Source organism: Streptomyces sp. Q2 (assembly GCF_056820935.1).
Genome location: NZ_JBXEJE010000002.1, coordinates 1 through 25,910, shown reverse-complemented (window position 1 = coordinate 25,910; position 25,910 = coordinate 1). Strand labels below are relative to the sequence as shown.

General features: G+C 70.3%; 22 protein-coding genes. 12 read left to right on the top strand and 10 right to left on the bottom strand.

The annotated features are described in order from the left end of the window. The first annotated feature begins 88 nt into the window (after positions 1 to 88). The 4 genes from ACWBNA_RS02275 (at position 89) to ACWBNA_RS02260 (ending at position 6,601) form a co-directional block, all read left to right on the top strand. Entirely contained in the window at positions 89 to 1,756 is a 1,668-nt protein-coding gene (locus tag ACWBNA_RS02275) for a fumarate hydratase (RefSeq protein WP_482701748.1), read from the top strand. Between the two features lie 267 nt (positions 1,757 to 2,023). After that, positions 2,024 to 3,433 carry a class II fumarate hydratase gene (locus tag ACWBNA_RS02270; protein ID WP_482701746.1) on the top strand — a complete coding sequence of 470 codons (1,410 nt, stop codon included), beginning with the start codon at positions 2,024 to 2,026 and terminating at the stop codon, positions 3,431 to 3,433. Between the two features lie 83 nt (positions 3,434 to 3,516). Further along, the gene (gene fomD / locus ACWBNA_RS02265) at positions 3,517 to 4,212 is read left to right on the top strand and encodes a cytidylyl-2-hydroxypropylphosphonate hydrolase (RefSeq protein WP_482701744.1); all 696 of its coding nucleotides are present in this window, start codon (positions 3,517 to 3,519) and stop codon (positions 4,210 to 4,212) included. A 295-nt stretch (positions 4,213 to 4,507) separates the two neighbouring features. Further along, positions 4,508 to 6,601, top strand: a complete 2,094-nt coding sequence (locus tag ACWBNA_RS02260) for a SpoIIE family protein phosphatase (RefSeq protein ID WP_482701742.1) — start codon at positions 4,508 to 4,510, stop codon at positions 6,599 to 6,601. 155 nt (positions 6,602 to 6,756) lie between these two features. On the opposite strand, the gene ACWBNA_RS02255 is transcribed toward ACWBNA_RS02260, so the two are convergent. Further along, positions 6,757 to 9,051, bottom strand: a complete 2,295-nt coding sequence (locus tag ACWBNA_RS02255; protein ID WP_482701740.1) for a transglycosylase domain-containing protein — start codon at positions 9,049 to 9,051, stop codon at positions 6,757 to 6,759. Between the two features lie 256 nt (positions 9,052 to 9,307). On the opposite strand from ACWBNA_RS02255, the gene ACWBNA_RS02250 reads away from it, so the two are divergent. From ACWBNA_RS02250 to ACWBNA_RS02230, 5 genes are all read left to right on the top strand, one after another. Further along, on the top strand, positions 9,308 to 10,267 hold the full coding sequence (locus tag ACWBNA_RS02250) for an SPFH domain-containing protein (protein ID WP_482701738.1): 960 nt from the start codon (positions 9,308 to 9,310) through the stop codon (positions 10,265 to 10,267). Further along, a complete protein-coding gene (locus tag ACWBNA_RS02245; protein WP_482701736.1) occupies positions 10,264 to 10,509 on the top strand; it encodes a type II toxin-antitoxin system antitoxin in 246 nt (81 codons plus the stop codon). The genes ACWBNA_RS02250 and ACWBNA_RS02245 overlap by 4 nt, the downstream gene beginning before the upstream one ends. A gap of 98 nt (positions 10,510 to 10,607) precedes the next feature. Next, positions 10,608 to 11,132, top strand: coding sequence for a PadR family transcriptional regulator (locus tag ACWBNA_RS02240; protein WP_482701734.1), 525 nt, complete (start codon positions 10,608 to 10,610; stop codon positions 11,130 to 11,132). Continuing rightward, the gene (locus ACWBNA_RS02235; protein ID WP_482701732.1) at positions 11,129 to 11,818 is read left to right on the top strand and encodes an ABC transporter ATP-binding protein; all 690 of its coding nucleotides are present in this window, start codon (positions 11,129 to 11,131) and stop codon (positions 11,816 to 11,818) included. Before ACWBNA_RS02240 ends, ACWBNA_RS02235 begins: the two co-directional genes overlap by 4 nt. Before the next feature lie 65 nt (positions 11,819 to 11,883). Continuing rightward, complete coding sequence (locus ACWBNA_RS02230) at positions 11,884 to 14,190, top strand: ABC transporter permease (protein ID WP_482701730.1); 2,307 nt, start codon at positions 11,884 to 11,886, stop codon at positions 14,188 to 14,190. Positions 14,191 to 14,234: 44 nt separating this feature from the next. Here ACWBNA_RS02230 and ACWBNA_RS02225 read toward each other — a convergent pair whose 3' ends face one another. The 5 genes from ACWBNA_RS02225 to ACWBNA_RS02205 form a co-directional block, all read right to left on the bottom strand. After that, positions 14,235 to 14,624: a roadblock/LC7 domain-containing protein gene (locus ACWBNA_RS02225; RefSeq protein WP_482701728.1), complete on the bottom strand. Its 390-nt coding sequence runs from the start codon at positions 14,622 to 14,624 to the stop codon at positions 14,235 to 14,237. Positions 14,625 to 14,921: 297 nt separating this feature from the next. Next, complete coding sequence (locus tag ACWBNA_RS02220; RefSeq protein WP_482701726.1) at positions 14,922 to 16,289, bottom strand: AI-2E family transporter; 1,368 nt, start codon at positions 16,287 to 16,289, stop codon at positions 14,922 to 14,924. Between the two features lie 123 nt (positions 16,290 to 16,412). Further along, positions 16,413 to 17,096, bottom strand: a complete 684-nt coding sequence (locus ACWBNA_RS02215) for an aggregation-promoting factor C-terminal-like domain-containing protein (RefSeq protein ID WP_482701723.1) — start codon at positions 17,094 to 17,096, stop codon at positions 16,413 to 16,415. A 417-nt stretch (positions 17,097 to 17,513) separates the two neighbouring features. Continuing rightward, on the bottom strand, positions 17,514 to 18,839 hold the full coding sequence (phoH2, locus tag ACWBNA_RS02210) for an RNA 5'-3' helicase PhoH2 (RefSeq protein WP_482701721.1): 1,326 nt from the start codon (positions 18,837 to 18,839) through the stop codon (positions 17,514 to 17,516). A gap of 327 nt (positions 18,840 to 19,166) precedes the next feature. Then, positions 19,167 to 19,940: an isoprenyl transferase gene (locus ACWBNA_RS02205; protein WP_482701719.1), complete on the bottom strand. Its 774-nt coding sequence runs from the start codon at positions 19,938 to 19,940 to the stop codon at positions 19,167 to 19,169. A gap of 686 nt (positions 19,941 to 20,626) precedes the next feature. On the opposite strand from ACWBNA_RS02205, the gene ACWBNA_RS02200 reads away from it, so the two are divergent. Further along, positions 20,627 to 21,778 (top strand): winged helix DNA-binding domain-containing protein, encoded by a 1,152-nt coding sequence (locus tag ACWBNA_RS02200; RefSeq protein ID WP_482701717.1) that lies wholly within the window; start codon positions 20,627 to 20,629, stop codon positions 21,776 to 21,778. Between the two features lie 27 nt (positions 21,779 to 21,805). Here ACWBNA_RS02200 and ACWBNA_RS02195 read toward each other — a convergent pair whose 3' ends face one another. Next, complete coding sequence (locus ACWBNA_RS02195; RefSeq protein ID WP_482701715.1) at positions 21,806 to 22,627, bottom strand: methyltransferase domain-containing protein; 822 nt, start codon at positions 22,625 to 22,627, stop codon at positions 21,806 to 21,808. Between the two features lie 50 nt (positions 22,628 to 22,677). Between ACWBNA_RS02195 and ACWBNA_RS02190 the strand changes: the two genes are divergently transcribed. After that, positions 22,678 to 23,211: a DinB family protein gene (locus ACWBNA_RS02190; protein ID WP_482701712.1), complete on the top strand. Its 534-nt coding sequence runs from the start codon at positions 22,678 to 22,680 to the stop codon at positions 23,209 to 23,211. A 76-nt stretch (positions 23,212 to 23,287) separates the two neighbouring features. Continuing rightward, positions 23,288 to 23,668: a DUF192 domain-containing protein gene (locus tag ACWBNA_RS02185; protein ID WP_482701710.1), complete on the top strand. Its 381-nt coding sequence runs from the start codon at positions 23,288 to 23,290 to the stop codon at positions 23,666 to 23,668. Between the two features lie 35 nt (positions 23,669 to 23,703). Here the strand turns inward: ACWBNA_RS02185 and ACWBNA_RS02180 are convergent, their stop codons facing one another. The 3 genes from ACWBNA_RS02180 to ACWBNA_RS02170 form a co-directional block, all read right to left on the bottom strand. Then, positions 23,704 to 24,243, bottom strand: coding sequence for a hypothetical protein (locus ACWBNA_RS02180; RefSeq protein ID WP_482701708.1), 540 nt, complete (start codon positions 24,241 to 24,243; stop codon positions 23,704 to 23,706). Between the two features lie 54 nt (positions 24,244 to 24,297). Beyond that, positions 24,298 to 24,897 (bottom strand): hypothetical protein, encoded by a 600-nt coding sequence (locus tag ACWBNA_RS02175; protein WP_482701706.1) that lies wholly within the window; start codon positions 24,895 to 24,897, stop codon positions 24,298 to 24,300. A gap of 76 nt (positions 24,898 to 24,973) precedes the next feature. Next, positions 24,974 to 25,910, bottom strand: a 937-nt coding sequence (locus ACWBNA_RS02170; RefSeq protein ID WP_482701704.1) for an alpha/beta fold hydrolase, incomplete at its 5' end; no start/stop codon positions are given.

Here is a 25,910-nt window from a genome sequence, read left to right as displayed (position 1 = left end):
CACAAGACCGCTGTCAGCGGCAGGTTCTACGCTGGTGGGCGCTGCCAATGGAGGCCAGCGGCCGTCTGTCGAGTGAGGAATGGGCGAGATGCCTGAGTTCGCGTACACCGATCTGCTCCCCATGGGAGAGGACACAACCCCGTACAGGCTGGTGACCTCCGAGGGTGTCTCCACTTTCGAGGCCGACGGGCGGACGTTCCTCAAGGTCGAGCCCCAGGCGCTGCGCAAGCTCGCCGAGGAGGCCATCCACGACATCCAGCACTATCTGCGCCCGGCCCACCTGGCCCAGCTGCGCCGGATCATCGACGACCCCGAGGCGTCGAGCAACGACAAGTTCGTGGCGCTGGACCTGCTGAAGAACGCGAACATCGCGGCCGCGGGCGTCCTGCCCATGTGCCAGGACACCGGCACGGCGATCGTGATGGGCAAGCGCGGCCAGAACGTGCTCACCGAGGGCGGCGACGAGGCGGCCCTGTCCCGCGGCATCTACGACGCGTACCTGAACCTGAACCTGCGCTACTCGCAGATGGCCCCGCTCACCATGTGGGACGAGAAGAACACCGGCTCCAACCTGCCGGCGCAGATCGAGCTGTACGCGACGGACGGCGGCGCCTACAAGTTCCTGTTCATGGCGAAGGGCGGCGGCAGCGCCAACAAGTCCTTCCTCTACCAGGAGACGAAGGCCGTCCTGAACGAGTCCTCCATGATGAAGTTCCTGGAGGAGAAGATCCGTTCGCTGGGTACCGCGGCCTGCCCGCCGTACCACCTCGCGATCGTCGTCGGCGGTACGTCCGCCGAGTACGCGCTGAAGACGGCCAAGTACGCCTCCGCGCACTACCTGGACGAGATCCCCGCCGAGGGCTCGGAGCTGGGCCACGGCTTCCGGGACAAGGAGCTGGAGGAGAAGGTCTTCGAGCTGACGCAGAAGATCGGCATCGGGGCGCAGTTCGGCGGCAAGTACTTCTGCCACGACGTCCGCGTGGTGCGCCTGCCCCGGCACGGCGCGTCCTGCCCGGTCGCCATCGCCGTGTCCTGCTCCGCCGACCGTCAGGCGGTCGCGAAGATCACCGCCGAGGGCGTCTTCCTGGAGCAGCTGGAGACCGACCCGGCGCGCTTCCTGCCGGAGACGACGGACGAGCACCTGGAGACCGAGGGTGACGTCGTCAAGATCGACCTGAACCAGCCGATGGACGACATCCTCGCCGAGCTGACCAAGTACCCCGTCAAGACCCGCCTCTCGCTCACCGGTCCGCTGGTCGTGGCCCGCGACATCGCGCACGCCAAGATCAAGGAGCGGCTGGACGCGGGCGAGGAGATGCCGCAGTACCTGAAGGACCACCCCGTGTACTACGCGGGCCCCGCGAAGACCCCGCAGGGCTACGCGTCCGGTTCCTTCGGCCCGACCACGGCCGGCCGCATGGACTCCTACGTCGAGCAGTTCCAGGCCGCCGGCGGCTCCAAGGTGATGCTGGCCAAGGGCAACCGGTCCGCCCAGGTCACCAACGCGTGCGACACCCACGGCGGCTTCTACCTCGGCTCCATCGGCGGCCCCGCCGCCCGCCTCGCCCAGGACTGCATCAAGAAGGTCGAGGTCGTCGAGTACGAGGAGCTCGGCATGGAGGCCGTCTGGAAGATCGAGGTCGAGGACTTCCCGGCGTTCATCGTCGTCGACGACAAGGGCAACGACTTCTTCCAGGATCCCGCCCCGGCGCCGACCTTCACTTCGATCCCGGTGCGGGGGCCCGGGCTGGCGTAGTGCCACGGGGGCGCCGGGGGATTCTTTCGCCCCCGCCGCCCCTGCCCGTCCCGTCCCCTGGGGCTCCGCCCCAGACCCCGTTCGGCCTGACGGCCTCGTCCTCAAACGCCGGACGGGCTGGGAGTGGTGGCGCCCGAAGAACAAGCGCCGGCGTGGCTCCTCGGGTGGCCGGGCAGGACAAGCCGGGCCGTGAAGATCATGCTGGCAGGGGAACCAGCAGGGGAATACGCCCTCGCGCGGCCATGCTCTCCTACCGGAGGTACGACGATGACGACGACTGCCGACGACGGCAACCAGCGCTACCGGACCGAGCACGACTCCATGGGCGAGGTGCGGGTGCCCGCCGACGCGAAGTGGCGGGCCCAGACGCAGCGGGCCGTGGAGAACTTCCCGGTCTCCGGGCAACGGATCGAACGGGCCCACATCGAAGCGCTCGCCCGCATCAAGGGAGCCGCCGCCAAGGTCAACGCCGGTCTGGGGGTGCTGGACAAGGACATCGCCGAGGGCATCCAGGAGGCGGCCGACGAGGTCGCCCGGGGGGACTGGGACGAGCACTTCCCGGTGGACGTGTTCCAAACCGGGTCCGGGACCTCGTCCAACATGAACACCAACGAGGTCATCGCCACGCTCGCGACCGAGCGGCTGGGCAGGGACGTCCACCCCAACGACCACGTCAACGCGTCCCAGTCGTCCAACGACGTGTTCCCCTCGTCGATCCACATCGCCGCCACCGCCGCGGTCACCCGGGATCTCGTCCCGGCGCTCCAGCACCTCGCCGACTCCCTCGCCCGCAAGTCGGACGAGTTCGCCGACGTCGTGAAGTCGGGGCGGACCCACCTCATGGACGCCACACCGGTGACGCTGGGGCAGGAGTTCGGGGGGTACGCGGCGCAGGTGCGGTACGGCGTCGAGCGGCTGCGGGCCTCCCTCCCGCGCCTTGCCGAGCTGCCGCTCGGGGGGACCGCCGTCGGGACCGGGATCAACACGCCCCCCGGCTTCTCCGCCGCCGTCATCGCGGAAGTCGCCCGCACCACCGGGCTGCCGCTCACCGAGGCCCGCGACCACTTCGAGGCGCAGGGTGCCCGGGACGGGATCGTCGAGACCAGCGGGCAGCTGAGGACCATCGCCGTCGGGCTGACGAAGATCGCCAACGACCTGCGGTGGATGGCCTCCGGTCCGCGCACCGGCCTCGCCGAGATCAGTCTCCCCGACCTCCAGCCCGGGTCCTCGATCATGCCCGGCAAGGTCAATCCGGTGATCCCGGAAGCCGTGCTCATGGTCTGCGCCCAGGTCGTCGGCAATGACGCGACCGTCGCCACCGCCGGAGCCGCCGGCAACTTCGAACTGAACGTGATGCTGCCCGTCATCGCCAAGAACGTCCTGGAATCGATCCGGCTGCTCGCCAACGTGTCGCGGCTGCTCGCCGACCGGACCGTGGACGGCGTCGTCGCCCACCGGGACCGGGCACGCGAGTACGCCGAGTCGTCGCCCTCCGTGGTGACCCCGCTCAACAAGTACATCGGGTACGAAGAGGCCGCGAAGGTCGCCAAGAAGGCGCTGGCGGAGCGGAAGACCATCCGTCAGGTCGTCGTCGAGAACGGGTACGTGGAGCGTGGCGACCTCACGGCCGAGCAACTCGACGAGGCGCTGGATGTCCTGCGGATGACGCACCCGTAACCAATCGCGCACCCGTCGCGCCCCGCGCGTGAACCGTGACACGCGCCGCAGCGTCGTATGCCTATGGCACCTAATATCTGTGCATGGCAGACGGTGGAGCGGTGAGAGCCGACGTGGGCGCGGGCGGGTCGGCGGTGTTCTGGGCGCCGGGCAGTCACATTCTGTGGCGTTACCGGGAGAACGGCGGCGCGGGGTTCCACATCGTGCGTCCCGTCACCGTCGTACGGGACGACAGCGAACTGCTCGCCGTGTGGATGGCTCCGGGCACCGAGTGTGTGAAGCCGGTGCTCGCGGACGGTACGCCCGTGCACGTCGAGCCGTTGGAGAGCCGCTACACCAAGCCGCGGTCCGTGCAGCGCGACCGGTGGTTCGGGACGGGTGTGCTGAAGCTCGCACGGCCGGGTGAGCCGTGGTCGGTGTGGCTGTTCTGGGAACCGGGCTGGCGGTTCAAGAACTGGTACGTGAACCTGGAGGAGCCACTGGCGCGTTGGGCGGGCGGGGTGGACTCCGAGGATCACTTTCTCGACATCTCCGTCCATTCCGACCGCAGTTGGCGCTGGCTGGACGAGGACGAGTTCGCGCAGGCCCAGCGGGACGGGCTGATGGACGACCAGCAAGCGCGGAAGGTGCGGGAGGCTGGCCACCGTGTGGTGGACGTGATCCGGGACTGGGGGCCGCCGTTCTCGGACGGCTGGCAGCACTGGCGTCCCGATCCGTCCTGGAGTGTCCCGGCCCTGCCGGAGGACTGGGATCGCACGCCCGCGCACATGTCGTCGTGAGACCCTTGATGCGCCCCCGGGCAAGAAACGTAGGATCGTCCTCCGCAAGGGCGCGCACTGGCAACTTCGGGGGCATGCGCTGGGCTTGACCGATCGTCACCGAGGGGCGGCAGGACGTGAGCGAGGGGTACGAGGGCAACACCGGTGCCGACGGCGGTTTTTTCGCCGGTGGCACAGAAACAGCCTCTGACCACGCGGGAAATCCGTTCCTGGGACACGTATTCCGGGTATCGGGTTTTCGGCGGGACCAACTGCACGCGCGGCATTCAGCGCCGGACGGACGGATTCGACACGCGTGACGGAGCAGCCGACCTCCTTCGAACGCCCCCAGCCGGGCGTCGCCCCCGCGGATCCCCGCGGGGCGCTCCTGCGTACCCCGACGCCGTCGCCTGCGCACAGCGCCGATACGCCGTCGCACGCGCCCGGCGCCGGCGTCTTACCGGCACAGGCACGCGGCGGCGAGACGCCGCCCGCCGGTCCCGGCACGACGACATCGAGCGGTAAGGACACCAGAGCCGTAGGTACCGACCCCGAGCACTCCCAGCCCGCCGCCTCCGCGGAGTCCGACACGCACCGTCCGCGGCCCGTGCCGGAGACGATCCCGGCCCAGCCGGGCACCGACGGCGGCACAGGCGCGGAGCGCCGTACCGGACAAGGGCTGCCGCCCGGCCGGCCCACGCCGATGCGGCGGGACGGGGACCGGCTGCGGTTCGTGGGAGCCGCGACCCGGCGGATCGCCCGTGGCATCGACCTCGACGAGATCGTGATGGGGCTGTGCCGGGCGACCGTGCCGACCTTCTCCGACGCGATCCTCGTCTATCTGCGCGACCCGCTGCCGGTCGGCGACGAACGGCCCACCGGGCCACTGGTGCTGCGGCTGCGCCGGACCGACCGGATCCCGCAGGAGCGGGACCTGGAGGACGGGATCCTGCCGGTGCCGGTGCCGGATCAGCCCGAGCTGAACACGATCGGCACCGAACTGTGCGAGGTACGGCCCGGCAGCGCGCTCGCCGAGGTGCTGCGCGGGGTGCGCCCCGTCTTCACCGACACCCCGGACGTACGCGCCGCGCTGGCCGAACTCCTCGGCGAGAGCTCCGAGTTCGCGGTACCCGCCGGAGAGCGCGCGATCCTCGCGCCGCTGCGCGGCCGGCGCCGGGTGATCGGTGCCGCGCTGTTCCTGCGCCGCCCGGAGCGCATCGCCTTCGAGCCGGACGACCTGCTGGTCGCCGCCCAGCTCGCCACGCACAGCGCGCTCGGCATCGACAAGGCGGTGCTGTACGGCCGTGAGGCGTACATCGCCGACGAGTTGCAGCGCACCATGCTGCCGGAGACGCTGCCGCGGCCCACGGGTGTGCGTCTGGCGTCCCGGTATCTGCCGGCCGCCGAGACCGCGCGGGTCGGCGGCGACTGGTACGACGCGATCCCGCTGCCGGGCAGTCGCGTGGCGCTGGTGGTGGGCGACGTCATGGGGCACTCCATGACGTCCGCCGCGATCATGGGCCAGCTGCGGACCACCGCGCAGACCCTCGCCGGGCTCGACCTGCCGCCGCAGGAGGTCCTGCACCACCTCGACGAACAGGCCCAGCGGCTCGGCACCGACCGCATGGCGACCTGTCTGTACGCCGTCTACGACCCGGTCTCGCACCGGATCACCATCGCCAACGCCGGCCATCCCCCGCCGGTCCTGCTGCACCTGGGCGGCCGTGCCGAGGTGCTGCGGGTGCCGCCGGGCGCGCCCATCGGGGTCGGGGGTGTCGACTTCGAGGCCGTGGAGCTGGACGCCCCGGCCGGCGCGACCCTGCTCCTGTACACGGACGGGCTCGTCGAATCGCGCCTCAGGGACGTGTGGACCGGGATAGAGCAGCTGCGGGAGAAGCTCGCCGCCACCGCGCAGCTCACGGGACCCGACCATCCGCCGCCCCTGGAAGCGCTGTGCGACGAGGTGCTCGACATGCTCGGCCCGGGCGACCGGGACGACGACATCGCCCTGCTCGCCGCCCGTTTCGACGGGATCGCGCCGAGTGACGTGGCGTACTGGTTCCTGGAGCCGGAGGACGCGGCCCCCGGACGGGCCCGGCGGCTGGCCCGGCGGGCGCTGTCCCGCTGGGGCATGGAGGACATCACCGACTCCGTGGAGCTGCTGGTCAGCGAGGTCGTGACGAACGCCGTGCGCTATGCGACCCGGCCGATCACGCTGCGACTGCTGCGGACGGACGTGCTGCGCTGCGAGGTCGGGGACGACGTTCCGCAACTTCCCCGGCTGCGGCAGGCTCGTGCCACGGACGAGGGCGGACGCGGTCTGTACCTGGTGAACCGGCTGGCCCGGCGGTGGGGGGCGACGCGGCTGAGCACGGGGAAGGTCGTCTGGTTCGAGCTGAACAGCAGCTGAGGCCTGATGCCTCCGGCGGTGGGGCGGGGTTCGCTGGCGCCGCGGGGGTTTTGGTCGTAGGGCGGCTGCGGGTTCGTTGGGGCTTGTCGCGCAGTTCCCGCGCCCCTGGGTACGTCAAGGGGCGCCCGGTACGCACCGGGCGCCCCTTGCTGTTGCTAGAGGTTGTCGTCGTCCCTCGGGTCCAGCGGGTCCTCCGGGGTGGTGTCGTCCGCCGGGGGTGACGTCGTCGGGGTTGTCGGCGGTCGGGTCGTCGGAGTCGACGACGGGGTCTGGGGCGGGGGCGAGGTCGTCGCCGGTTCCGAGGTCTCGGGTTCCGTCGACGGAGGCTCGGTGGTCGGCTCCTTGGTCGGGGTCCGGGTGGCGGTGCGGGTCGGGGTCGGCGACTTCGTCGGCTGGACCGCCGCGCCCTGGTCGGTGTCCAGGTCGAACTTGGAGTTCTTGGCCGAGACGCCGAAGGTGTACGCCGCCCAGATCTGCGCCGGGAAGCCACCGCCGTTGACCCGGTCGAGGCCGCCGGCGCCGTACATCTTGGTCTGCGCGCCGGTCTTCGCGTCCTCGCCGAACAGGCCGACCGAGGTGACCAGGTCGGGCGTGTAGCCGGTGAACCAGGCCGACTTGTTGTCGTCGGAGGTACCCGTCTTGCCGGCGACCTGCTGGCCGTCGCGCTCGGAGTTGTCGCGGACGGAGGTGCGGGCCGTGCCGTCGTCGACCACGCCGGTCAGGACCGAGGTGACGGTGTCGGCGGTCTCAGGGCTGAGCACCTGGTCGCCGATCGGGTCGGGCAGCTCGACCGTGCGGGAGTTGTGCTCGGCCGACTTGAGGATGCTCGGCGTGACCTTCTTGCCGTGGTTGTCGAGGGTGGCGTAGACGCCGGCCATCTGCAGCGGGCTGGCGCCCATGGTGCCGAGGGTCTGCGCGGGCACCGCCTTGAGGTCGGCGGTGTCCATGCCGAGCTTGGCGGCCACCTCGAGGACGTTGTCCATGCCGACGTCGACGCCCAGCTGCGCGAAGACGGAGTTGATGGACTTGTTCATCGCCGTCTGGACGGTGACGTCGCCGTAGTCCTGGTCGTCCTCGTTCTCCGGCGAGAAGGCGATGTCGCTGCCCTCGACGGGACGCTTGCTGGTGCCGTCGTAGATCGTGCTCGCGGTGATCGGCTTGCCGTCCTGCGTCTTCGCGTTGTCCTCCAGCGCGGCGGCGAGGATGACAGGCTTGAACGTCGACGCGGGCTGGTAGTCGGCGCGGGTCGCGTTGCTGCGGTAGTGCTTGTAGTAGTCCTCGCCGCCGTACAGCGCGAGGACCTTGCCCGTCTTGGGGTCCACGGAGACGGCACCGGCCTGGATGTTCTTGTCGACCGACCGTTTCTTCGGGTCCAGCTTGCTGGTCAGCTGGGTCTCGGCCGCCTTCTCCAGCTTGGCCTGCTTCTTCTTGTCGATGTTGAGGGTGATGGTCCAGCCCTGGTTGTCGACCTGCGCCTCGGCCTCGTCCCGCGAGATGCCCTGCTCCTGCATGAGCTGGTCCTCGAGCTGCCGGTTGGCGAGGTCGACCAGGTAGCCCTTCTGGCCGTCCAGGCCGGGGGCGCCCTTCGGTTCCTTCGGCTTCGGGAACGTCATGGCGTCGCGCTTGGCCTTGCTCAGCCAGCCCTCCTCGACCATGTTGTCCAGGACGTAGTTCCAGCGCTCCGTCACCAGTGCCTTGCCGGTGTCGCTCGCGGCCGACCAGTCGTACTGGCTGGGGGCCTGGAGCAGGGCGGCGAGGTAGGCGCCCTGCTCGACCTTGAGGTCCTTGGCGTCGACGCGGTAGTAGGCCTGGGCGGCGGCCTGGATGCCGTAGGCGCTGCGGCCGTAGTAGCTGGTGTTGATGTAGCCCGCGAGGATGTCGTCCTTGGACGTGGTGCGGTCCACCTTCAAGGAGATGACCAGTTCCTTCAGCTTGCGCGTGACGGTCTGGTCCTGGTTCAGGTAGTAGTTCTTGACGTACTGCTGGGTGATCGTCGAGCCACCCTGCTTGCCCTTGCCGGACAGCGTGTTGATCAGGCCGCGGGCGGTGCCCTTGAGGTCGATGCCGGCGTCCGTGTAGAAGCTCTTGTTCTCCGCCGCGACGAAGGTGTACTGGACGGGCTTGGGGACCACGCTGAGATCCACGATCTCGCGGTTGGTCTCGCCCTTGCGGGTCAGGATCGTGCCGTCGCTGTACTTGTAGACGTTGCTCTGCTGCTGGGCGGCCGCGTTGCCCTTGGGGACGCCCACCATCATGTACAGCGCGATGAACGCGCCGATGCCGAGCAGGCACACTCCGAAGAAGGTGCCGAGGATCTTCTTCCAGGTGAAGAGCCTGCGTATGAGGCTCTTTCCGGGCGTGCCGCCCGCGGCGGCCGACGAACGGCGGCTCTTGGGCGCCGCGCGGCGGCCACCGCGCTGCCGCGCTCGTCTCTCTTCCGCTCGTCCCATGAGTCCGCTCGCTCCGCTTCCTTCTCGGCTGTCACACAGGTTCGTGGGCCAGGTCAGCTCAGAAAGCTAACACCGCCGTATGTGACAAAGGGCCTTCGATCCGGTCTTTTACGGACGTGAGAATCAGCACCTGCGTCCATGGAACCTGACTCCCGAGAGGGGTTCGGGGTTGCCGTGGCAGGGTAAAGTGATATCACTTAGTCATCACCAAGCTAGACCGGCTTCGTGGTTCGCAGTACCAGAACGGGGGACCCCCATGTCCACGCACGACTCCGCACATGACTCCACGCACGACTCCACTCCCACCGCCGACCTGCCCCGAATGCCCACTCCGCGCGTCAGAGAGTTCGCCGCGCACAGCATCGGTGGCGCGCTCGCGCTGCTGCTGGGCCTGGTCGGCCTGCTGCTCGGTATCGGCATGGTCGTCACCGCCACGACCATCACCGCGACCGGCGCCAAGGCGGCCCTGATCGTCGGCGGCGTCGTGATAGGTCTCTCCGCCTTCATCGCCATGTGCGGCCTGAACACGGTGGCACCGGGCGAGGCCCGGGTGGTCCAGCTCTTCGGGCGCTACCGGGGGACGATCCGCGAGGACGGGCTGCGCTGGGTGAACCCGTTCACCTCCCGCGAGAAGATCTCCACCCGCGTCCGCAACCACGAGACCGCCGTCCTCAAGGTCAACGACGCCTACGGCAACCCGATCGAGCTCGCCGCGGTCGTGGTGTGGCGGGTCGAGGACACCGCTCAGGCCACCTTCGAGGTGGACGACTTCCTGGAGTTCGTCTCCACCCAGACCGAGGCGGCAGTACGGCACATCGCCATCGAGTACCCGTACGACGCCCACGAGGAGGACGGCCTCTCGCTGCGCGGCAACGCCGAGGAGATCACCGAGAAGCTCGCCGTCGAACTGCACGCGCGCGTGGAGGCGGCCGGCGTCTCCATCATCGAGTCCCGCTTCACGCACCTCGCGTACGCTCCCGAGATCGCCTCGGCGATGCTCCAGCGGCAGCAGGCGGGGGCGGTCGTCGCGGCGCGGCGGGAGATCGTGGACGGAGCGGTGGGCATGGTCGAGGCGGCGCTCGCCCGGATCGCCGAGCAGGGCATCGTGGAACTGGACGAGGAGCGCAAGGCGGCGATGGTGTCCAACCTGATGGTGGTGCTGTGCGGCGACCGGGCACCGCAGCCGGTCCTGAACACGGGAACCCTGTACCAGTGACGGATCCCTCCGAGGGCCCGGCCCCTCAGCGTCGGCCGCAGCAGCGCAAGCAGGTGCTGCTGCGGCTGGATCCCGCGGTGTACGAGGCGTTGGCCCGCTGGGCGGGGGACGAACTGCGCTCGGCGAACGCGCAGATCGAGTTCCTGCTGCGGCGCGCGCTCGCGGAGGCCGGTCGGCTGCCGGGCGAGGCCAAGCCGATCCCCCGGCGGGGCCGGCCACCCGGCGGCTCCGAGCCCACCTGAGCACTCGACCCGGCGTCCACATGGCTCGAAGCACCGGGCCCGCACCGGATTCCTCGATCTATACACGCGAGGTATACACCCCGTGTACAGTCCTCTCCATGTCCATCGGTCACACCCTCCTGGGACTCCTGGAGTCCGGCCCCCGTCACGGTTACGACCTGAAGCGGGCCTTCGACGAGAAGTTCGGTCACGACCGGCCGCTGCACTACGGCCAGGTCTATTCGACGATGTCCCGCCTGCTGAAGCACGGCCTCGTCGAGGTCGACGGCATCGAACCCGGCGACGGTCCGGAGCGGAAGCGGTACGCCATCACCGAGGCCGGCGTCACCGACGTACAGCGGTGGCTCGCGACCCCGGAGAAGCCGGAGCCGTACCTCCAGTCGACGCTGTACACCAAGGTCGTCCTCGCGCTGCTCACCCGGCGCGACGCGGGCGACATCCTCGACACCCAGCGCGCCGAGCACCTGCGCATGATGCGGATCCTCACCGACCGCAAGCGCAAGGGCGACCTGGCCGACCAGCTGATCTGCGACCACGCGCTGTTCCACCTCGAAGCCGACCTGCGCTGGCTGGAGCTGACGACCGCGCGGCTGGAGAAGCTCGCCGAGGTGGTGACCAGGTGACCGCGCCCGCAGGCTCCCTGCTCGCCGCCGACGAGCTGCGCAAGGCCTACGGGCCGACCGTCGCGCTCGACGGCGCCGAGTTCTCCGTCCACGCCGGTGAGATCGTCGCCGTGATGGGCCCGTCCGGGTCCGGCAAGTCGACCTTGCTGCACTGTCTCGCCGGGATCGTCACGCCCGACTCCGGGTCGATCACGTACAACGGGCACGAGATGGCGACCATGAACGACGCCCAGCGCAGCGCGCTCCGGCGCAGCGAGTTCGGGTTCGTCTTCCAGTTCGGGCAGTTGGTGCCCGAGTTGACCTGCGTGGAGAACGTCGCCCTGCCGCTGAGGCTGAACGGCGCCTCCCGCAAGGAGGCGGAGCGGGCCGCGTTGTCGTGGATGGAACGGCTGGAGGTCGACGACCTGCGCAAGAAGCGGCCCGGTGAGGTGTCCGGCGGGCAGGGCCAGCGGGTCGCCGTCGCCCGGGCCCTCGTCACCAACCCGCGCGTGCTGTTCGCCGACGAGCCGACCGGCGCCCTCGACTCCCTCAACGGCGAGCGCGTGATGGAGCTGCTCACGGACGCCGCCCGGTCCACCAACGCCGCCGTCGTGCTGGTCACGCACGAGGCGCGGGTGGCCGCCTACTCGGACCGCGAGATCGTCGTACGGGACGGGAAGTCCCGGGACATGGAGCGGGTCGTATGAGCGTGAGGAGGGGGCACCTTCCGCACGAGCGAGGCCGGACGTGGGGGAGGTCGAGGGACCTTGCCATGGGGGTCAGGTTCGCGTTCGCCGGCGGGCGCGAGGGGTGGTCGCGGGCGCTGCTCACGGCTGTCGGGGTGGGGCTCGGGGTGGCGTTGCTGCTGCTGACGACCGCGGTGCCGAACGCGCTGGCCGCGCGGCACGACCGGGAAAGCGCCCGCAACGACCTCTACTACGGCGACACCGACACCAAGGTGTCCAGGTCGGACCACTCCCTCCTGATCGCGAACGCCGACACGGACTTCCGCGACAAGCACGTCCGGGGACGGGAGATGGAGCCCGAGGGGTCCCGGGCGTCGCCGCCGCCGGGCGTGGACACGTTCCCGGCGCACGGCGAGATGGTGGTCTCCCCCGCGCTGAAGGACCTCCTGGAGTCCGGTTCCGGGAAACTGCTGCGAGAGCGGCTGCCGCAGCGGATCGTGGGCACGATCGGCGAGAGCGGGCTGATCGGTTCGGCCGAGCTCGCCTTCTACCGGGGCGGCCAGGGCCTCGCCGACGGGCTCGACGGGGGCGGGGTGGCGCGGATCGAGCGGTTCGGAGTCTCCCAGCAGACGTCCGAGGAGCTGGACCCCGTCCTGCTCCTGCTGATCCTCGTGGTCTTCGTCGTCCTGCTGATGCCGGTCGCCGTCTTCATCGCCGCGGCCGTACGCTTCGGCGGCGAGCGGCGCGACCGGCGGCTCGCGGCGCTCAGGCTGGTGGGCTCCGACAGCCGGGCCACCCGACGGATCGCCGCCGGCGAGGCGCTCGCGGGCGCGGTGCTGGGGCTGGTCTTCGGGGCGGGCTTCTTCCTGATCGGACGTCAGGTGGCTGGCTCGATCGAGGTGTTCGCCATCAGCGTGTACCCGAGTTACCTCAATCCCTCCCCCGCCCTGGCCCTGCTGGTCGGCCTCGCCGTGCCGGCGGCCGCCGTACTGGTCACCCTGTTCGCGCTGCGCCGTGTGGTGATCGAGCCGCTCGGTGTGGTGCGGACGGCGCGGCCCGCGCGGCGCCGTCTGTGGTGGCGGCTGCTGCTGCCGCTGGCCGGGCTCGCGATGCTCTACCCGATGGTCGGGCAGGGGCGCGACAACGGCGACTTCAACCAGTACCTCGTCACCGGCGGTGTCGTCCTGCTGCTCATCGGCGTGACCGCACTGCTGCCGTGGATCGTGGAGGCGGTCGTCGGCCGGCTCGGCGGCGGTGGCGTGGCCTGGCAACTGGCCGTACGCAGACTCCAGTTGAGCAGCGGCACGGCGGCTCGCATGGTCAACGGCATCGCCGTCGCGGTGGCCGGGGCGATCGCGCTGCAGATGCTGTTCGCCGGGGTGGACAGCGACTACACGAAGAACACGGACTACGACGTCACGCGGGCCCAGATGCAGGTCACGGTGCCGAAGGGACTGCCGCTCGGCCAGGCCGCCGAGAAGTTCCGGCACACCGAGGGCGTGCGCCAGATCTACACCTACTCCGAGGGCTACCTCGGCGAGCGGCGCAGGGATGCGCAGCTCGGCGCCCAGGTCACCGTCGGCGACTGCGCGTCGCTGCGCGAGGTGGCCGAGCTGCCCTCCTGCCAGGACGGCGATGTGTTCGCCCTAGAGGGCGCCGTGTACGACACCGACACCCCGAAGCTGGCGAAGCCCGGCCGCACGCTGTACCTCGACCCGTCCTACGAGGACGGCCCGAAGAGCGCGGAGGCCCCCTGGGTGGTGCCGGCGGACCTGAAGCAGGCGCAGACCCGCAAGGACCCGACCGGGATGGAGCGGGGCGGCTTCCTGATCACCCCGAAGGCGGTGCCCGCCGCGGCCGGGCCGGCGCTGACCGGGCAGGTCTATCTCCAGCTCGACGAGTCCGTGCCGGACGTGAGCGATCTGGTGCGGAACACGGCGGCGACCATCGACCCGCTGGCCAACCCGCTGGTCTGGCGGTCGTTCGAGCAGGCCGACCGCTTCACCGCCATCCGCACCGGCCTGTTCGTCGGCGCCGCCTGCGTGCTCGCGCTGATCGGGGCGAGCCTGCTGGTGTCGCAGCTGGAGCAACTGCGCGAGCGCAAGAAGCTGTTGTCGGTCCTGGTCGCCTTCGGCACCCGGCGGCGCACGCTGAGTCTGTCGGTGCTGTGGCAGACGGCCATCCCGATCGCGCTCGGTCTGCTGCTGGCCTCGGTGGTGGGACTGACCCTGGGCGCGGTCCTGCTGCGGATGACGAACACGACCGTACGCGTGGACTGGCCGAGCGTGCTGTCGATGACCGGCGTCGGTGCCGCGGTCGTCCTGGTGGTGACGCTGCTCAGCCTGCCGCCGCTGCTCAGGCTGATGCGGCCGGACGGCCTGCGGACGGAGTAGCGGCAGCGGGCCCTCCGGTTCTCCCGGAGGGCCCACGGCCGCCCTCACCCGGTCGGAGAAGTCGCCCGGCCGGTGAGGATCGCGTCGATACGGCGCAGGGTCGGCCGGGTCGCGCGGTGGAGCTGTTCCACGTCGATCCCCTCGTCGCCCACGACGACCATCAGCGCGGTCTCGCCGACGGCGTAGAAGGCGGTGCAGCCGTGGCTGCCGTACGTCACCGTGCGGCTCAGCGCGCCGCGCTCGGTCGCCTCGGCGGTACGGCGGGCGAGACCGAGCCCGGCCGCGGCGAGCGCGGCGAGGCCCTCCGGGTCGATGGAGTCGGCGGTGTCGGCGGCGATCAGCAGTCCGTCGACGGCGGCTACGGCGGTGTCGGTGATCCCGGCGACCCGCTCACGCAAGCCGCGCATCTCCAGCGCCAGGGCTTTGTGATCCATGTATCCCACTCCCCTATGTCCGTTCGCATGTGATCGGCTCGGCTTCCCCCGACGAGCCCTGGGCCGGTGCGAGGGAGCGACGCGTAGCCAGGCATCGCGCCGCCGGCCTTGCGCGCACCCGCCCGACGCGTGGCCCTGAGGGGGCAGGTGTATCAGGCCGGGCGCATATTCCGGACGCGGTATTGCGAGCTGTCCCCGACTGACGGAAGTTGTGCCTTCCGGCTCTCCAACTGCCTCTGTCGGGCGTCCGTTTGAACGATTAACAGGGCGGGCTCGGAGTAGTGGCGGTGAGAAGCGCTATGGCGGCGGGGGCGTCTCGTTCGGGGCCGATGGCTTCGGAGGCGTTTCCCTGGGGGCCGCTTCCTTCTGGGCCGTTTCGTGCGGGGCCGGTCCCACCGCCGTGGCGCCCCTCGGACGCGGCGACTGTTTCAGAGCGACCTCATGGGAGTACGACCGCAGATAGCCGACCACCGTGTTCGTCACCGCCACCAGCGGCACCGCCACCACCGCACCCCCGATGCCGGCGACCATCCCGCCCGCGGCGACCGACAGGACCACCGCCAGCGGGTGCACCCGGACCGCGCGGCCCAGAATGAACGGCTGGAGGATGTGGCCCTCGATCTGCTGGACCGCCAGGACCACCGCCAGCACCATGACCGCCGTGAAGACGCCCTGCGTCACCAGCGCGACGACCACCGCCAGCGCGCCGGACACGACCGCGCCGACGAGCGGGATGAAGGCGAACAGGAAGATGAAGACGGCGAGCGGGACGGCCATCGGGACGTCGAGGAAGTAGATGCCCAGGCCGATGAAGATGGCGTCGATCAGGGCGACTATCACCGTCCCGCGGACGTAGGCCGTCAGCGTCCGCCAGGCCCGCGGGCCCGCTCCCGCGACGCCGGGCCGGGCCGCCGCCGGCACCAGCTTCAGCGTCCACTCCCAGATGCGCCGGCCGTCGTACAGCAGGAACAGCGTCGAGAAGGCGGCCAGCAGTATGCCGGTCAGCGCCTCGACCACGACCGTCACGCCCTCCAGACCCGCTGAGGTGATCTGGTCGGTGTTCGCGCCGACCGCCTCGCGCAGGTTCTCGGCGATGTCGTTGATCTGCTTGTCGGTGACGTGGAAGGGGCTGTTGAGCAGCCACTTGCGCAACTCGTCGATGCCGTCCTGGATCTGGTCGGAGAGGTTGTCGATGTTCTCCATGACCTGCCAGGTCACGAACCAGCCGATGAGGCCCATCACGACGAACCCGAGGACCGCGGTGAGGGCGGTGGCGAGCCCGCGCGGGAAGCCGAGCCGTCGCAGCCGTTCCACCGTCGGCTGGAGCAGGGCCGTGATGAGCAGTGCCGCCACGAAGGCCAGCACGACGAGTTGTACGGCGCTGATGACCCGCATGAGGACCCAGAGCGTGCCCGCGAGGACGAGCAGACGCCAGCCGGCCTCGGCGGCGACACGCATCCCCCAGGGCACGGCCAGTGCGGGATCAGGGCGGTCCACCACGACCACGGGCGCGGGATCCGCGGGCGGCGGGAGGTCGGCGGGCAGGTCCCGCTCTTCCGCCTCCGCGTGCTCCCGCTCCGCCTCGGCCCGGCGCTCGCCGAACCGCTCACCCATGTCGGTCAGTCTGGCGCCGACCCGTCCGAGCCACCCTGGCACGCGTGACATGATCCGTCCCTCTCCCCCGTCTCTGCCCACCACTCCCCCTGGCGTCGTCGGCACCGACCGTACATGGCGATAGCCCCTCCCCCTAGGACGGGGAGGGGCTGTGCCGGGTTGAGCCGGTGCGGGCTAGTACCAGTGGTTGGCCTGCCAGAACGACCAGGCCTCACATGGGCTGCCGTACCGGCTGTCCATGTAGTTGAGGCCCCACTTGATCTGGGTGGCCGGGTTGGTCTGCCAGTCGGAGCCGACCGACGACATCTTGGAACCCGGCAGGGCCTGGAAGAGGCCGTAGGCGCCGGAGGAGGCGTTGACCGCCCGGTAGTTCCAGCTGGACTCGTGGTCCACGATGTTGCTGAAGCACTGGAACTGGCCGCTCGGCACCATCGACTGCGCCATCGCCTGGATCTGCGCGATGGTGTAGGAGTTCTGGATGGGGAAGCTGGAGGAGTCCCGGCTGGCCTTGGTCTTCGCCTCAGCGCGTTCCTTGGCGGCCTGGGCGGCCTTCTCGGCGGCTTCCTTCTTGTCGATCGCGGTCTGGGCGGCAGCCTTGCGGGCCGCTTCCTCCGCCACCTTCTTGGCGCTCGCGTCCGCCGCGATGGCCTGTACGTCCGCCTGCTGTGTCAGGGAGGCGGTCTGTACCTGGGCCTGCTGTCCCGCGGGGATGTCTGCGAGGAGCGTCGAGTCGGCTGCCGTCGCCTCGGCGTCGTTGTTCTGCGCGGTGCTGCCCGAGGCAACTCCAACAACGCTTCCGACAGCGGTGACCGCCGTGGCGGAGGCCACTGCGAATCCCCGGACCGAAATCGGGCTCACACGGTTTCCTTCCAGCATCGCCCGCTTCGGTGACCCTGGCGGACGCAATCGTGCCCCTTGCACTGGCCTCCCAACTGCGGGTCACGGAGGCGCGGGCCCGGTGGGGCAACTCCCCGGGGGGAGCGCCGTGTGGAGACGCGGGCGGCATACGGCGACGATATGGAGTTGATGTGGTGCTTCTGTGGTGCCGTACCGCTGGGGGTACAGGTGTGCCGTATGCGGGGCCTGACAGGAGTGAGACTCTGCCGTAACCGGACGCCGCAAGGCAATTCCGAGTTGCGTGTGAAAGCTCACATGCCGTTTGGGCCTGGGGAAATCGAGAAACCTCCACACGCGAAGGCGCCGCCCGGCTAGGCTCACTGCCTTTCCGGACGGCGCCAACTGCTGTGAAACCACCCCGGGATGGGGCGTGAAGGGTCAGATGTGCCCGTCTTCCAGCATTTCGGTCACAAGGGCCGCGATCTGGGACCTCTCGGACCGCGTCAGCGTGACATGGGCGAAAAGCGGATGCCCCTTCAGTTTCTCGACGACCGCGACGACTCCGTCATAGCGACCGACTCGCAGATTGTCCCTTTGCGCCACATCGTGGGTCAGAACGACCCGTGAATTGGCTCCGATCCGGGACAGAACGGTCAGCAGGACGTTCCGTTCCAGCGACTGCGCCTCGTCCACGATCACGAACGCGTCGTGCAGGGAGCGGCCGCGGATGTGGGTGAGAGGGAGCACCTCCAGCATCCCGCGTGCGGTGACCTCCTCGATGACCTCGCGGCTGGTGACCGCGGACAGCGTGTCGAAGACCGCCTGGGCCCAGGGACTCATCTTCTCGGACTCGGAGCCGGGCAGATAGCCGAGATCCTGCCCGCCGACCGCGTACAGCGGCCGGAAGACCATCACCTTCTGGTGCTGGCGGCGCTCCAGGACCGCCTCCAGGCCCGCGCACAGCGCGAGCGCGGACTTGCCGGTGCCGGCCCGGCCGCCCATGGACACGATCCCGACGTCCGGGTCGAGGAGCAGATCGAGCGCGATGCGCTGCTCGGCGCTCCTGCCCTTGATGCCGAACACCTCGCGGTCCCCGCGCACCACCCGGATGTTGCCATCGGGCGTGACCCGGCCGAGCGCCTTGCCGCGCTCGGACTGGATGGTCAGGCCCGTGTGCACGGGCAGGTCCGCGGCCTCGGGGACGTAGACGTGTCCCTCCTCGAAGAGGATGTCCACCTGCTCGCCGGGCAGGGTCAGTTCGGACATTCCGGTCCAGCCGGAGGAGTCCGTGATGGCGAGCTCGGCGCGGTACTCCTCGGCGAGGAGCCCGACGGACGAGGCCTTGATCCTGAGCGGGAGGTCCTTCGACACGACTGTGACGTCGAACCCCTCGGCCTGCAGGTTGCGGGCGACCGCGAGGATGCGGGAGTCGTTGTCCCCGAGGCGATAGCCGCTGGGCAGCACGCTGGGGTCCGAGTGGTTGAGCTCGACACGGACGGTCCCGCCGAGGTCCCCGATCGGGATGGGGGCATCGAGGCGGCCGTGCCGGACGCGGAACTCGTCGAGCAGGCGCAGTGCCTGCCGGGCGAAGTACCCGAGTTCGGGATGGTGCCGCTTGGCCTCCAGCTCCGTGACCACGACGATCGGCAGCACGACTTCATGCTCGTCGAAGCGGTTCAGGGCGTGCGGGTCGGCCAGCAGGACGCTGGTGTCGAGAACATAAGTGCGCCGGTCGGGCTTATGGCGCTTTGTGCTGGTCACCACGGAAGGACGTACCCCCTCGGATGAGGTCGGGGAGCGACGGAGTGGAGCTGGACCGGTCGTCGGCCGCCCTGCACGGGCCGAGAACCGGCCCTCCGCGTCGTCGTCCGTGCTGTGACCGCACGGTCGGGCTGGTGCAAAGGGCCTCCCGGGCGGACGGCCCCGTGCCGTCCGCTGAGATACGACACCCGTGGTTCGGGCGTCGACCTGCTTGCCTTATGCCCTCGAACATGCGCCGCCATGCCAGTGCATATGACGGCGCGCTGATGAACTCCTTGTTACTTCCGCCCCAAACGGGGTACACGGCCGCCCTTCGGCGAGGCGCGCGCCTCAGCCGCCGTAGCGCCGGTGGCGCGCCGCGTAGTCACGCAGGGCGCGCAGGAAGTCGACCTTGCGGAAGGCCGGCCAGAAGACCTCACAGAAGTAGTACTCCGAGTGGGCCGTCTGCCACAGCATGAATCCGGACAGCCGCTGTTCGCCGCTGGTACGGATCACCAGGTCGGGGTCGGGCTGGTCGCCGGTGTAGAGGTGGCGGCCGATCATGTCGACGTCGACGGACTCGGCGAGCTCCGCCATCGAGGTGCCCTTGTCGGCGGCGTCGAGGATCATCGCCCGGACCGCGTCGGCGATCTCCTGGCGGCCGCCGTAGCCGATGGCGACGTTGACGAGTATTCCGTCGACCTTCTCGGTGACCTCCTCGGCCTCCTTGATGGTGCGCTGCATCCCCTCCGGCAGCAGGTCGAGCGTGCCGACGTGGTGGACGCGCCAGCGGCCGTCGGCGGCGAGCGAGCGGACGACGTCCTCGATGATCCCGAAGAGCGGGACGAGCTCTTCCTGCGGCCGGTCGAAGTTGTCCGTGGAGAACAGCCAGAGGGTGACGACCTCGACGTCCGTCTCGGTGCACCAGCCGAGGAACTCCTCGATCTTGTCGGCACCCGCCCGGTGACCCTGGGCTGTGGTGGAACCCGCGGCCTTCGCCCAGCGCCGGTTGCCGTCCATGACGACGCCGATGTGCTTGGGCACCTGGGCGTGGTCCAGGTGACCTTCCACCCGGCGTGCGTACAGCCTGACGAGCAGGCTGCGCAGCTTGTCGCGCAGGTTCACGTGTTTGTCAGCCCCTCCGTACGGTGGCGGTCCCCGCGCAGCGAAGGGTATCGCGGGCGCGCGGTCCGGGTTGCGGGCGGGTTGCGGGCGGGTTCGGGCGCCACCCGTGGGAGTGCTTGTGCCCCTGCGGGCGCGGCGGTCGCCTCGGTACGGGTGCCCCGTCCGGGCAGAAAAAACGGGCCGGTCCGTGGGGGGGATACGGACCGGCCCGAGGGGGGGTTTCCACCATAACCCTTCGTAAGGGCTGCTGCGCGCATCGGCGTGCCACAACTACTCTCCGGAGTCGGGCGACGACGGCCAGATGGCCGTTCGAGGCCCTTTCCAGGGCGGGTTCATGGCCGGAACACAGCGGATTCCCAGGGGAATCGGACGGGAGCCGGGGAGATCCGGGAGGTTTGGTGTATTTCCCTCTTCCGGGTGACACCGGGACGTGCGCGTCGTTGACCCGGCACCGCGCAGCCCCCTCCGCTGCGCGGTACCGCCCGCGCAACTTTGCTCACGCGAATTACCATTGGTCTGAACTTACGGGCTACCCGGGCCCGATGCGAGCCGCCTGCGATAACAATGTGGGAACCGCCCGGGGCCATGGATGCACGGCGGCCGAACATCCCGATCACCCGATTCCGGAGAGCCAGAGCTCGGGAAGAAGGACAGGATGTGACCTACTCTCGCCCTACCGTCGCCCCATGACCGTGAGAATCACGTGGGACCAGGCCAGTGCCCGGCGGCTGGAACGTCAGTTCCTGACCACTCCCGCCGACAGGGGTACTCCGGCCGCCGACATCGTCGACGCGATGCTCGCCACGCATGCGCAGGTGCTCTCCGCGGCGGAGATCTCGGTGGGGGTGCGGGGCACGGGGACGACCCGCGCGGACGTACGGGCGGCGCTGTGGGAGGACCGTTCCCTGGTGAAGACGCACGGTCCGCGCGGGACCGTCCATCTGCTCACCCTGCGTGAGCTGCCGCTGTGGAGCGCCGCGCTGCCGGCCGTGCCGTCCGGCGCGAGCCCCTTCGCCCCGGAGGTCCGGGTCACCGAGGAGCAGACCGGGCAGATCGTGGCGGCGATCGGGGACGCCCTCGACGGCGTGTGCCTGACCGTCGACGAGCTGACCGAGGAGATCGTCGCCCGTACCGGCTCCTGGGCCGGCGACCCGGTGATGCCCGCCTTCCAGGACCTGTGGCCGCGCTGGCGGCAGGTACTGCACCGGGCCGGCCAGTCGGGCGCCCTGTGCTTCGGCCCGAACCGGGGCCGCAAGGTGACGTACACCCGCCCGCCGCACGTCGACCCGCTGCCGCCCCGGGACGCGGTGCGTGAGCTCGTACGGCGGTATCTGCGCGTCTACGGCCCCTCGACACCCGCGTATTTCGCCAAGTGGCTCGCCGCGCCGGGCGGTTGGGCCGGCGGCCTGTTCCGGGAGCTCGCGGAGGCGGGCGAGATCGAGGAGGTCGCCTTCGAGGGCGCCCAGGCGTGGGTGGCGGCCGGCGACACCGCCTTCCCCGACGGGCCGGTCCGTGGCGTGCGGCTGCTGCCCTACTTCGACGCCTACGGCATCGCCGCGCAACCCCGTGAGCTGCTGTTCCCCGGGGCCGCGTACCGGCGGGCGCTGGCGGGCGGGCAGGCCGGGAACTTTCCCGTGCTGCTCGTCGACGGGGTGGTGGCGGGGGTGTGGCACCAGCGGCGCCAGGGACGCCGTACGACCGTCACGGTGGAGCCGCTGGGGCGCCTGACGGCGCGGCAGGAGCGGGAGTTGGGGGAGCAGGCGCAGCGGGTGGGCGATGTGCTGGAGGCGCGGGCGGAGTTGGTGGTCGGGGAGGTGACGGTGGGGGCGCATGCGTGAGTGCGTGCGCGAGGACGTGCGCGGGCCTTACGGCCTCGGCTTGCGGGCGTCGAAGAGGTGACGGGCGCTGTGGGCGACGAAGGGGCCCTCGGAATCGATCTGCTCGTGCAGGGCCCGCAGTCGGGATTCATACGCCTCGACGGTGAAGCCGGGGACCATCCACACGACCTTGCGCAGGAAGTGCACGACGGCGGCGATGTCGTGGAACTCCATGCGGAGGCGCTCCGCACGCAGGTCCACGATCTCCAGGCCCGCGGCCTCGGCACCGGCGCGTTCGCGGTCGGGATGACGGCCACTTCGCTGTTCCTGCGACAACGGACCGAGGAAGTACTCGACGAGCTCGTACACACTGGCGGGCCCGACGTGCTGGGCGAAGTAGGTGCCGCCGGGCTCCAGCACACGGGCGATCTCCGGCCAGTTGGGACGGACGGGGTGGCGGCTCACCACGAGGTCGAAGGCCGCGTCCCCGAAGGGCAGCGGCGCGTCCTCCGGCGAGGCGACGACGGCCACACCGCGCGGGCGGAGCCGGACGGTGGCCTTGGCGACGTTCGGCGGCCAGCCCTCGGTCGCGACGGTCAGCGCGGGCGCCTTCGGGGCGGCGCCGACGGCGAAGTCCAGGACCTCCCCTCCGCCGGTCTGGATGTCCAGCACGGCCGTCGCGGCGGCCAGCCGGTCCGCCATCGAGCGCGCGTAGCCCCAGGAGGGCCGTGCCTCGGTGGCCCGCCCCTCGAACCAGGAGAAGTCCCATCCCTCCGTGGGGACGGCGGCACCCTCGGCGACGAGTTCCTCGAAGCCGCGTCGCCCTTGCTCCCGCGTGCCGTGATCCGTCATGCCGCGCTGCTCTGCCATGAGGTGATCGTCGCAGGGCGTTGTCAGTGGGCGCTGCTAATTTTTATGACATGACGAGCCAGGATGTTCAGGGCGTAGCAGGCACTTCGGGCATGCCGTACACCGGCGGAGAGAAGGACACACTGCGCGCGAGCCTGGACCGCCACCGGGACGCTGTGCTGTGGAAACTGGAGGGACTTGACGACGAGCAGCTGCGCCGGCCGATCACCCCGTCCGGCACGAACCTGCTCGGACTGCTGAAACACCTCGGATCGGTGGAGTACGGCTGGTTCGTGCAGGCCTTCGGCGGTGAGGTCGAGCCGCTGTGGTTCGACCCGTACAGCGCCGAGGACATGTGGGTGGGCGAGGACGAGCCGAAGGCCCGGATCGTCGAGTTCTACGGCCGGGCCCGCACCGCCGCCGACCACATGATCTCCACCCTGCCCCTGGACGCCCTGGGCCACCCGGCATGGCGCCGGGACGACTCCGTGTCCCTGCGCTGGGTCCTGGTCCACATGATCGAGGAAACCGCGAGACACGCGGGCCACATGGACATTCTGCGGGAACTCGTCGACGGAGCGACGGGGGATCACCGGCCGGGCTGACCCGTGAGGGGTGTTGTGCCTGATCACCGCCGGGGATGATAGGGCGAAGACGCAGGGGGAAGGCGGCGGTACGGGTATGGGGCGGTGGCGTGACGGGCGGGGGACGCTGGTCGTACCCGGCGAGGACGGGGCGGTCGTCAGGGTTCCACTGGAGATCGCCGCCTCTTACCGGGCCCGTACGAAAGGCCTGCTCGGCCGGGACCGTGTCGACGGGGCGATGCTCCTCTCCCCCGCCAACAGCGTCCACACCTTCCGGATGCGCATGCCCATCGACGTCGCGTACCTGGACCGGAGGCTCAAGATCATCGCCGTACGGACCATGAGTCCGGGCAGGTTGGGACTGCCGAGGGTGCGGGCCCGGCATGTGCTGGAGGCGGAGGCCGGGGCGATGGCGGGGTGGGGGGTGCAGGTCGGGGCGCCGATAGCGATCGAGTTGGAGCAAGGGGAGGGAGAGTAGGTCCGGGTCGCCGGGAGGCCGTGCCGCCGGGTTGGTCATCCGGCTGCCGGGGGCAGCTCCACCACTCCGTACTCCGTGGCGGCCCGCTCCCAGCGGCGCAGGTCGTCCGCCCTGCCGATCCCGATGCCGAAGGTGTGCGTCGGATCGAAGAAGAGCCAGTGCCGGGAGTCCAGTTCGAGGGCGAGGGCCTTGAGCACACCCGACTGCGGGGACGAACGGGCGTCGGCGAAGGCGCGGATCCCGGTACAGGGCAATCGGCTCCAGCCGTCGCCGAAAAGCTGCACGATGTGCGACCCGACAGCGGGCTCGTCGCCCGTCTCCTCCTCGAAGTCCCGGAAGAACTCGATGCCGTCCAGCGTGACGGATTCGATGACACTCACGTCCAGTTGGGCGTTCTGGCCGTCGGTTTCGAGCTTCAGGACGCCCTCGTCGAGGGTGACGAACACGACGTACGACGCCGGCTGGAATCGCGGGATCGCAGCATCGCGCTCGATGTAGCCGGCGAGGAGGACGTCGGTGACGTACCGCCGGCGGAGGATGGTCTCGACGTCGGTCCAGGGGGCGGCCGGGGTCACCGATGTCTCCTTCGTCGCGTCGGGGTGTTCGTTCGGGCCGCCGGCGATCGGCGCTCAGAACTTGCCGGTCTGTTCCACTGCGCGGTGGCCCAGGCGGGCGGCGAGGTCCGTGAGGAAGCCGGCCGCGAGCGGGGGCCAGCCCCAGAAGTCGAAGGCCAGGGTGGCGAGGGTGAAGCCGGAGCCGAAGTCCCACTCCGTGACCGGTACCGGCGCGGCGCAGGACCGGCAGATGACGCTCGCCTCGCCGGTCGTCGCCTTCCAGGCCGCCACGGCGTCCTCGAAGGGCTGCCAGACCTCCTGGTCCGGCTCGAAACTCTCCGGGTAGTCGATGACGACGGTCCGCGTCGCGCAGCGTGGGCAGGTCGCGGAGTCCGCCTCGTCCGTGCCCTGGCCCTCGACGTAGTAGTCGCGTCCGACCATGACGGCCACCGGACCCGGCCGCCATGCCGGATCGGAGGGATCAGCCACCGCGCGGCGCCAGTCGGGGCCGGGCACGTGTCCCGTGTCGGCGCTCGGGCTGTACACGCCGTCACCGGAGATCTGCCGGGTGATCAGCCCTTCCTCGACCATCCAGTCGACGATCCGCTCCGCGAGCGGGCCTGCCTGCTCGTCCGTCGCCTCGACGTCGACGATCCGCTGGAAATGGTCCCCCATCGCCCCGCTCCCCCTGCCGCCGTTCGTTGCCGCCGTCCCGGCAACTGGTCGATTAGAGCAGACCGGCGCTTCCGGGCTACAGCGGCAGACCGTGCAGGAGGTCCGTGACGCGGGTCGGGTCCGAAGGGCCGAGGTGGCCGGAGTCCGGGAGGTTGTGGACCCTGAAGCGGTTGTCCGGGGTGAGTTCGTCGGCTTCCGCGATCATGCGGTCCTGGAGCTCCGGGGACACGGTCCTGTCCTTGCCGCAGCGGATGTACGTGCGGGGAATCCGGCCCCACGTGTGCGCGCGGCCCACCGCCCGGCCCGCGTACGCCGTCAGCGACTCGTCCGTCTGCATGCCCTCCAGCACCCTCAGGAACTCGCCGTCCGTGTACTCGGCGCAGATCATCTCCTTGAACACGGCGAGGTCGCGGCGGCTGGAGGTACGCCAGTTGAGGCGCAGCGCACCCAGCTTCTCCGGGTCCCCGACGATCTGCTCCACCGGCGTGATGGAGCGCTGCCCCTCGGGCGACGCCGCACACGCGTCGAGCGACGGCATGCTCCGGCTCGGGCAGAAGGCGGCCAGATAGCAGAGGTGCGCGAGGAGTCCGGGCACGGCGTCGGCGACCCTGCTGACCGACAGGCCGCCCATGCTGTGCCCGACCAGCACGACGGGACCGCCGAGCCGCGCGGCCCGCCGTACGGCGCCCGTCACCCGCCGCTCGAAGTCGTCCAGGGTGAGCGCGGCGACCGGGGAGGGCTCGGTCGCGAGGGCCCGCAGGTCCTGCGCCTGGTAGGCCCTGGGTATGAACTTCTCGGTGCCGTGCAGCGGTTGGTCCACCGCGACCACACGGTGCCCGCGCAGCGCCAGCTCCCTGCCGATCGCCGTCCAGAACGCGCCTGCGCTGTGCGTGCCGTGGACCAGGACGTACGTCCGCACTCCGGTCCGCGTACGTCCCGTGGTGCGGCCGGCGCCGGTCGCCCGCGCGGGTCCCGCGCCGACGCCGACGGCGAGTGCGGCACCGCCGGCCGCC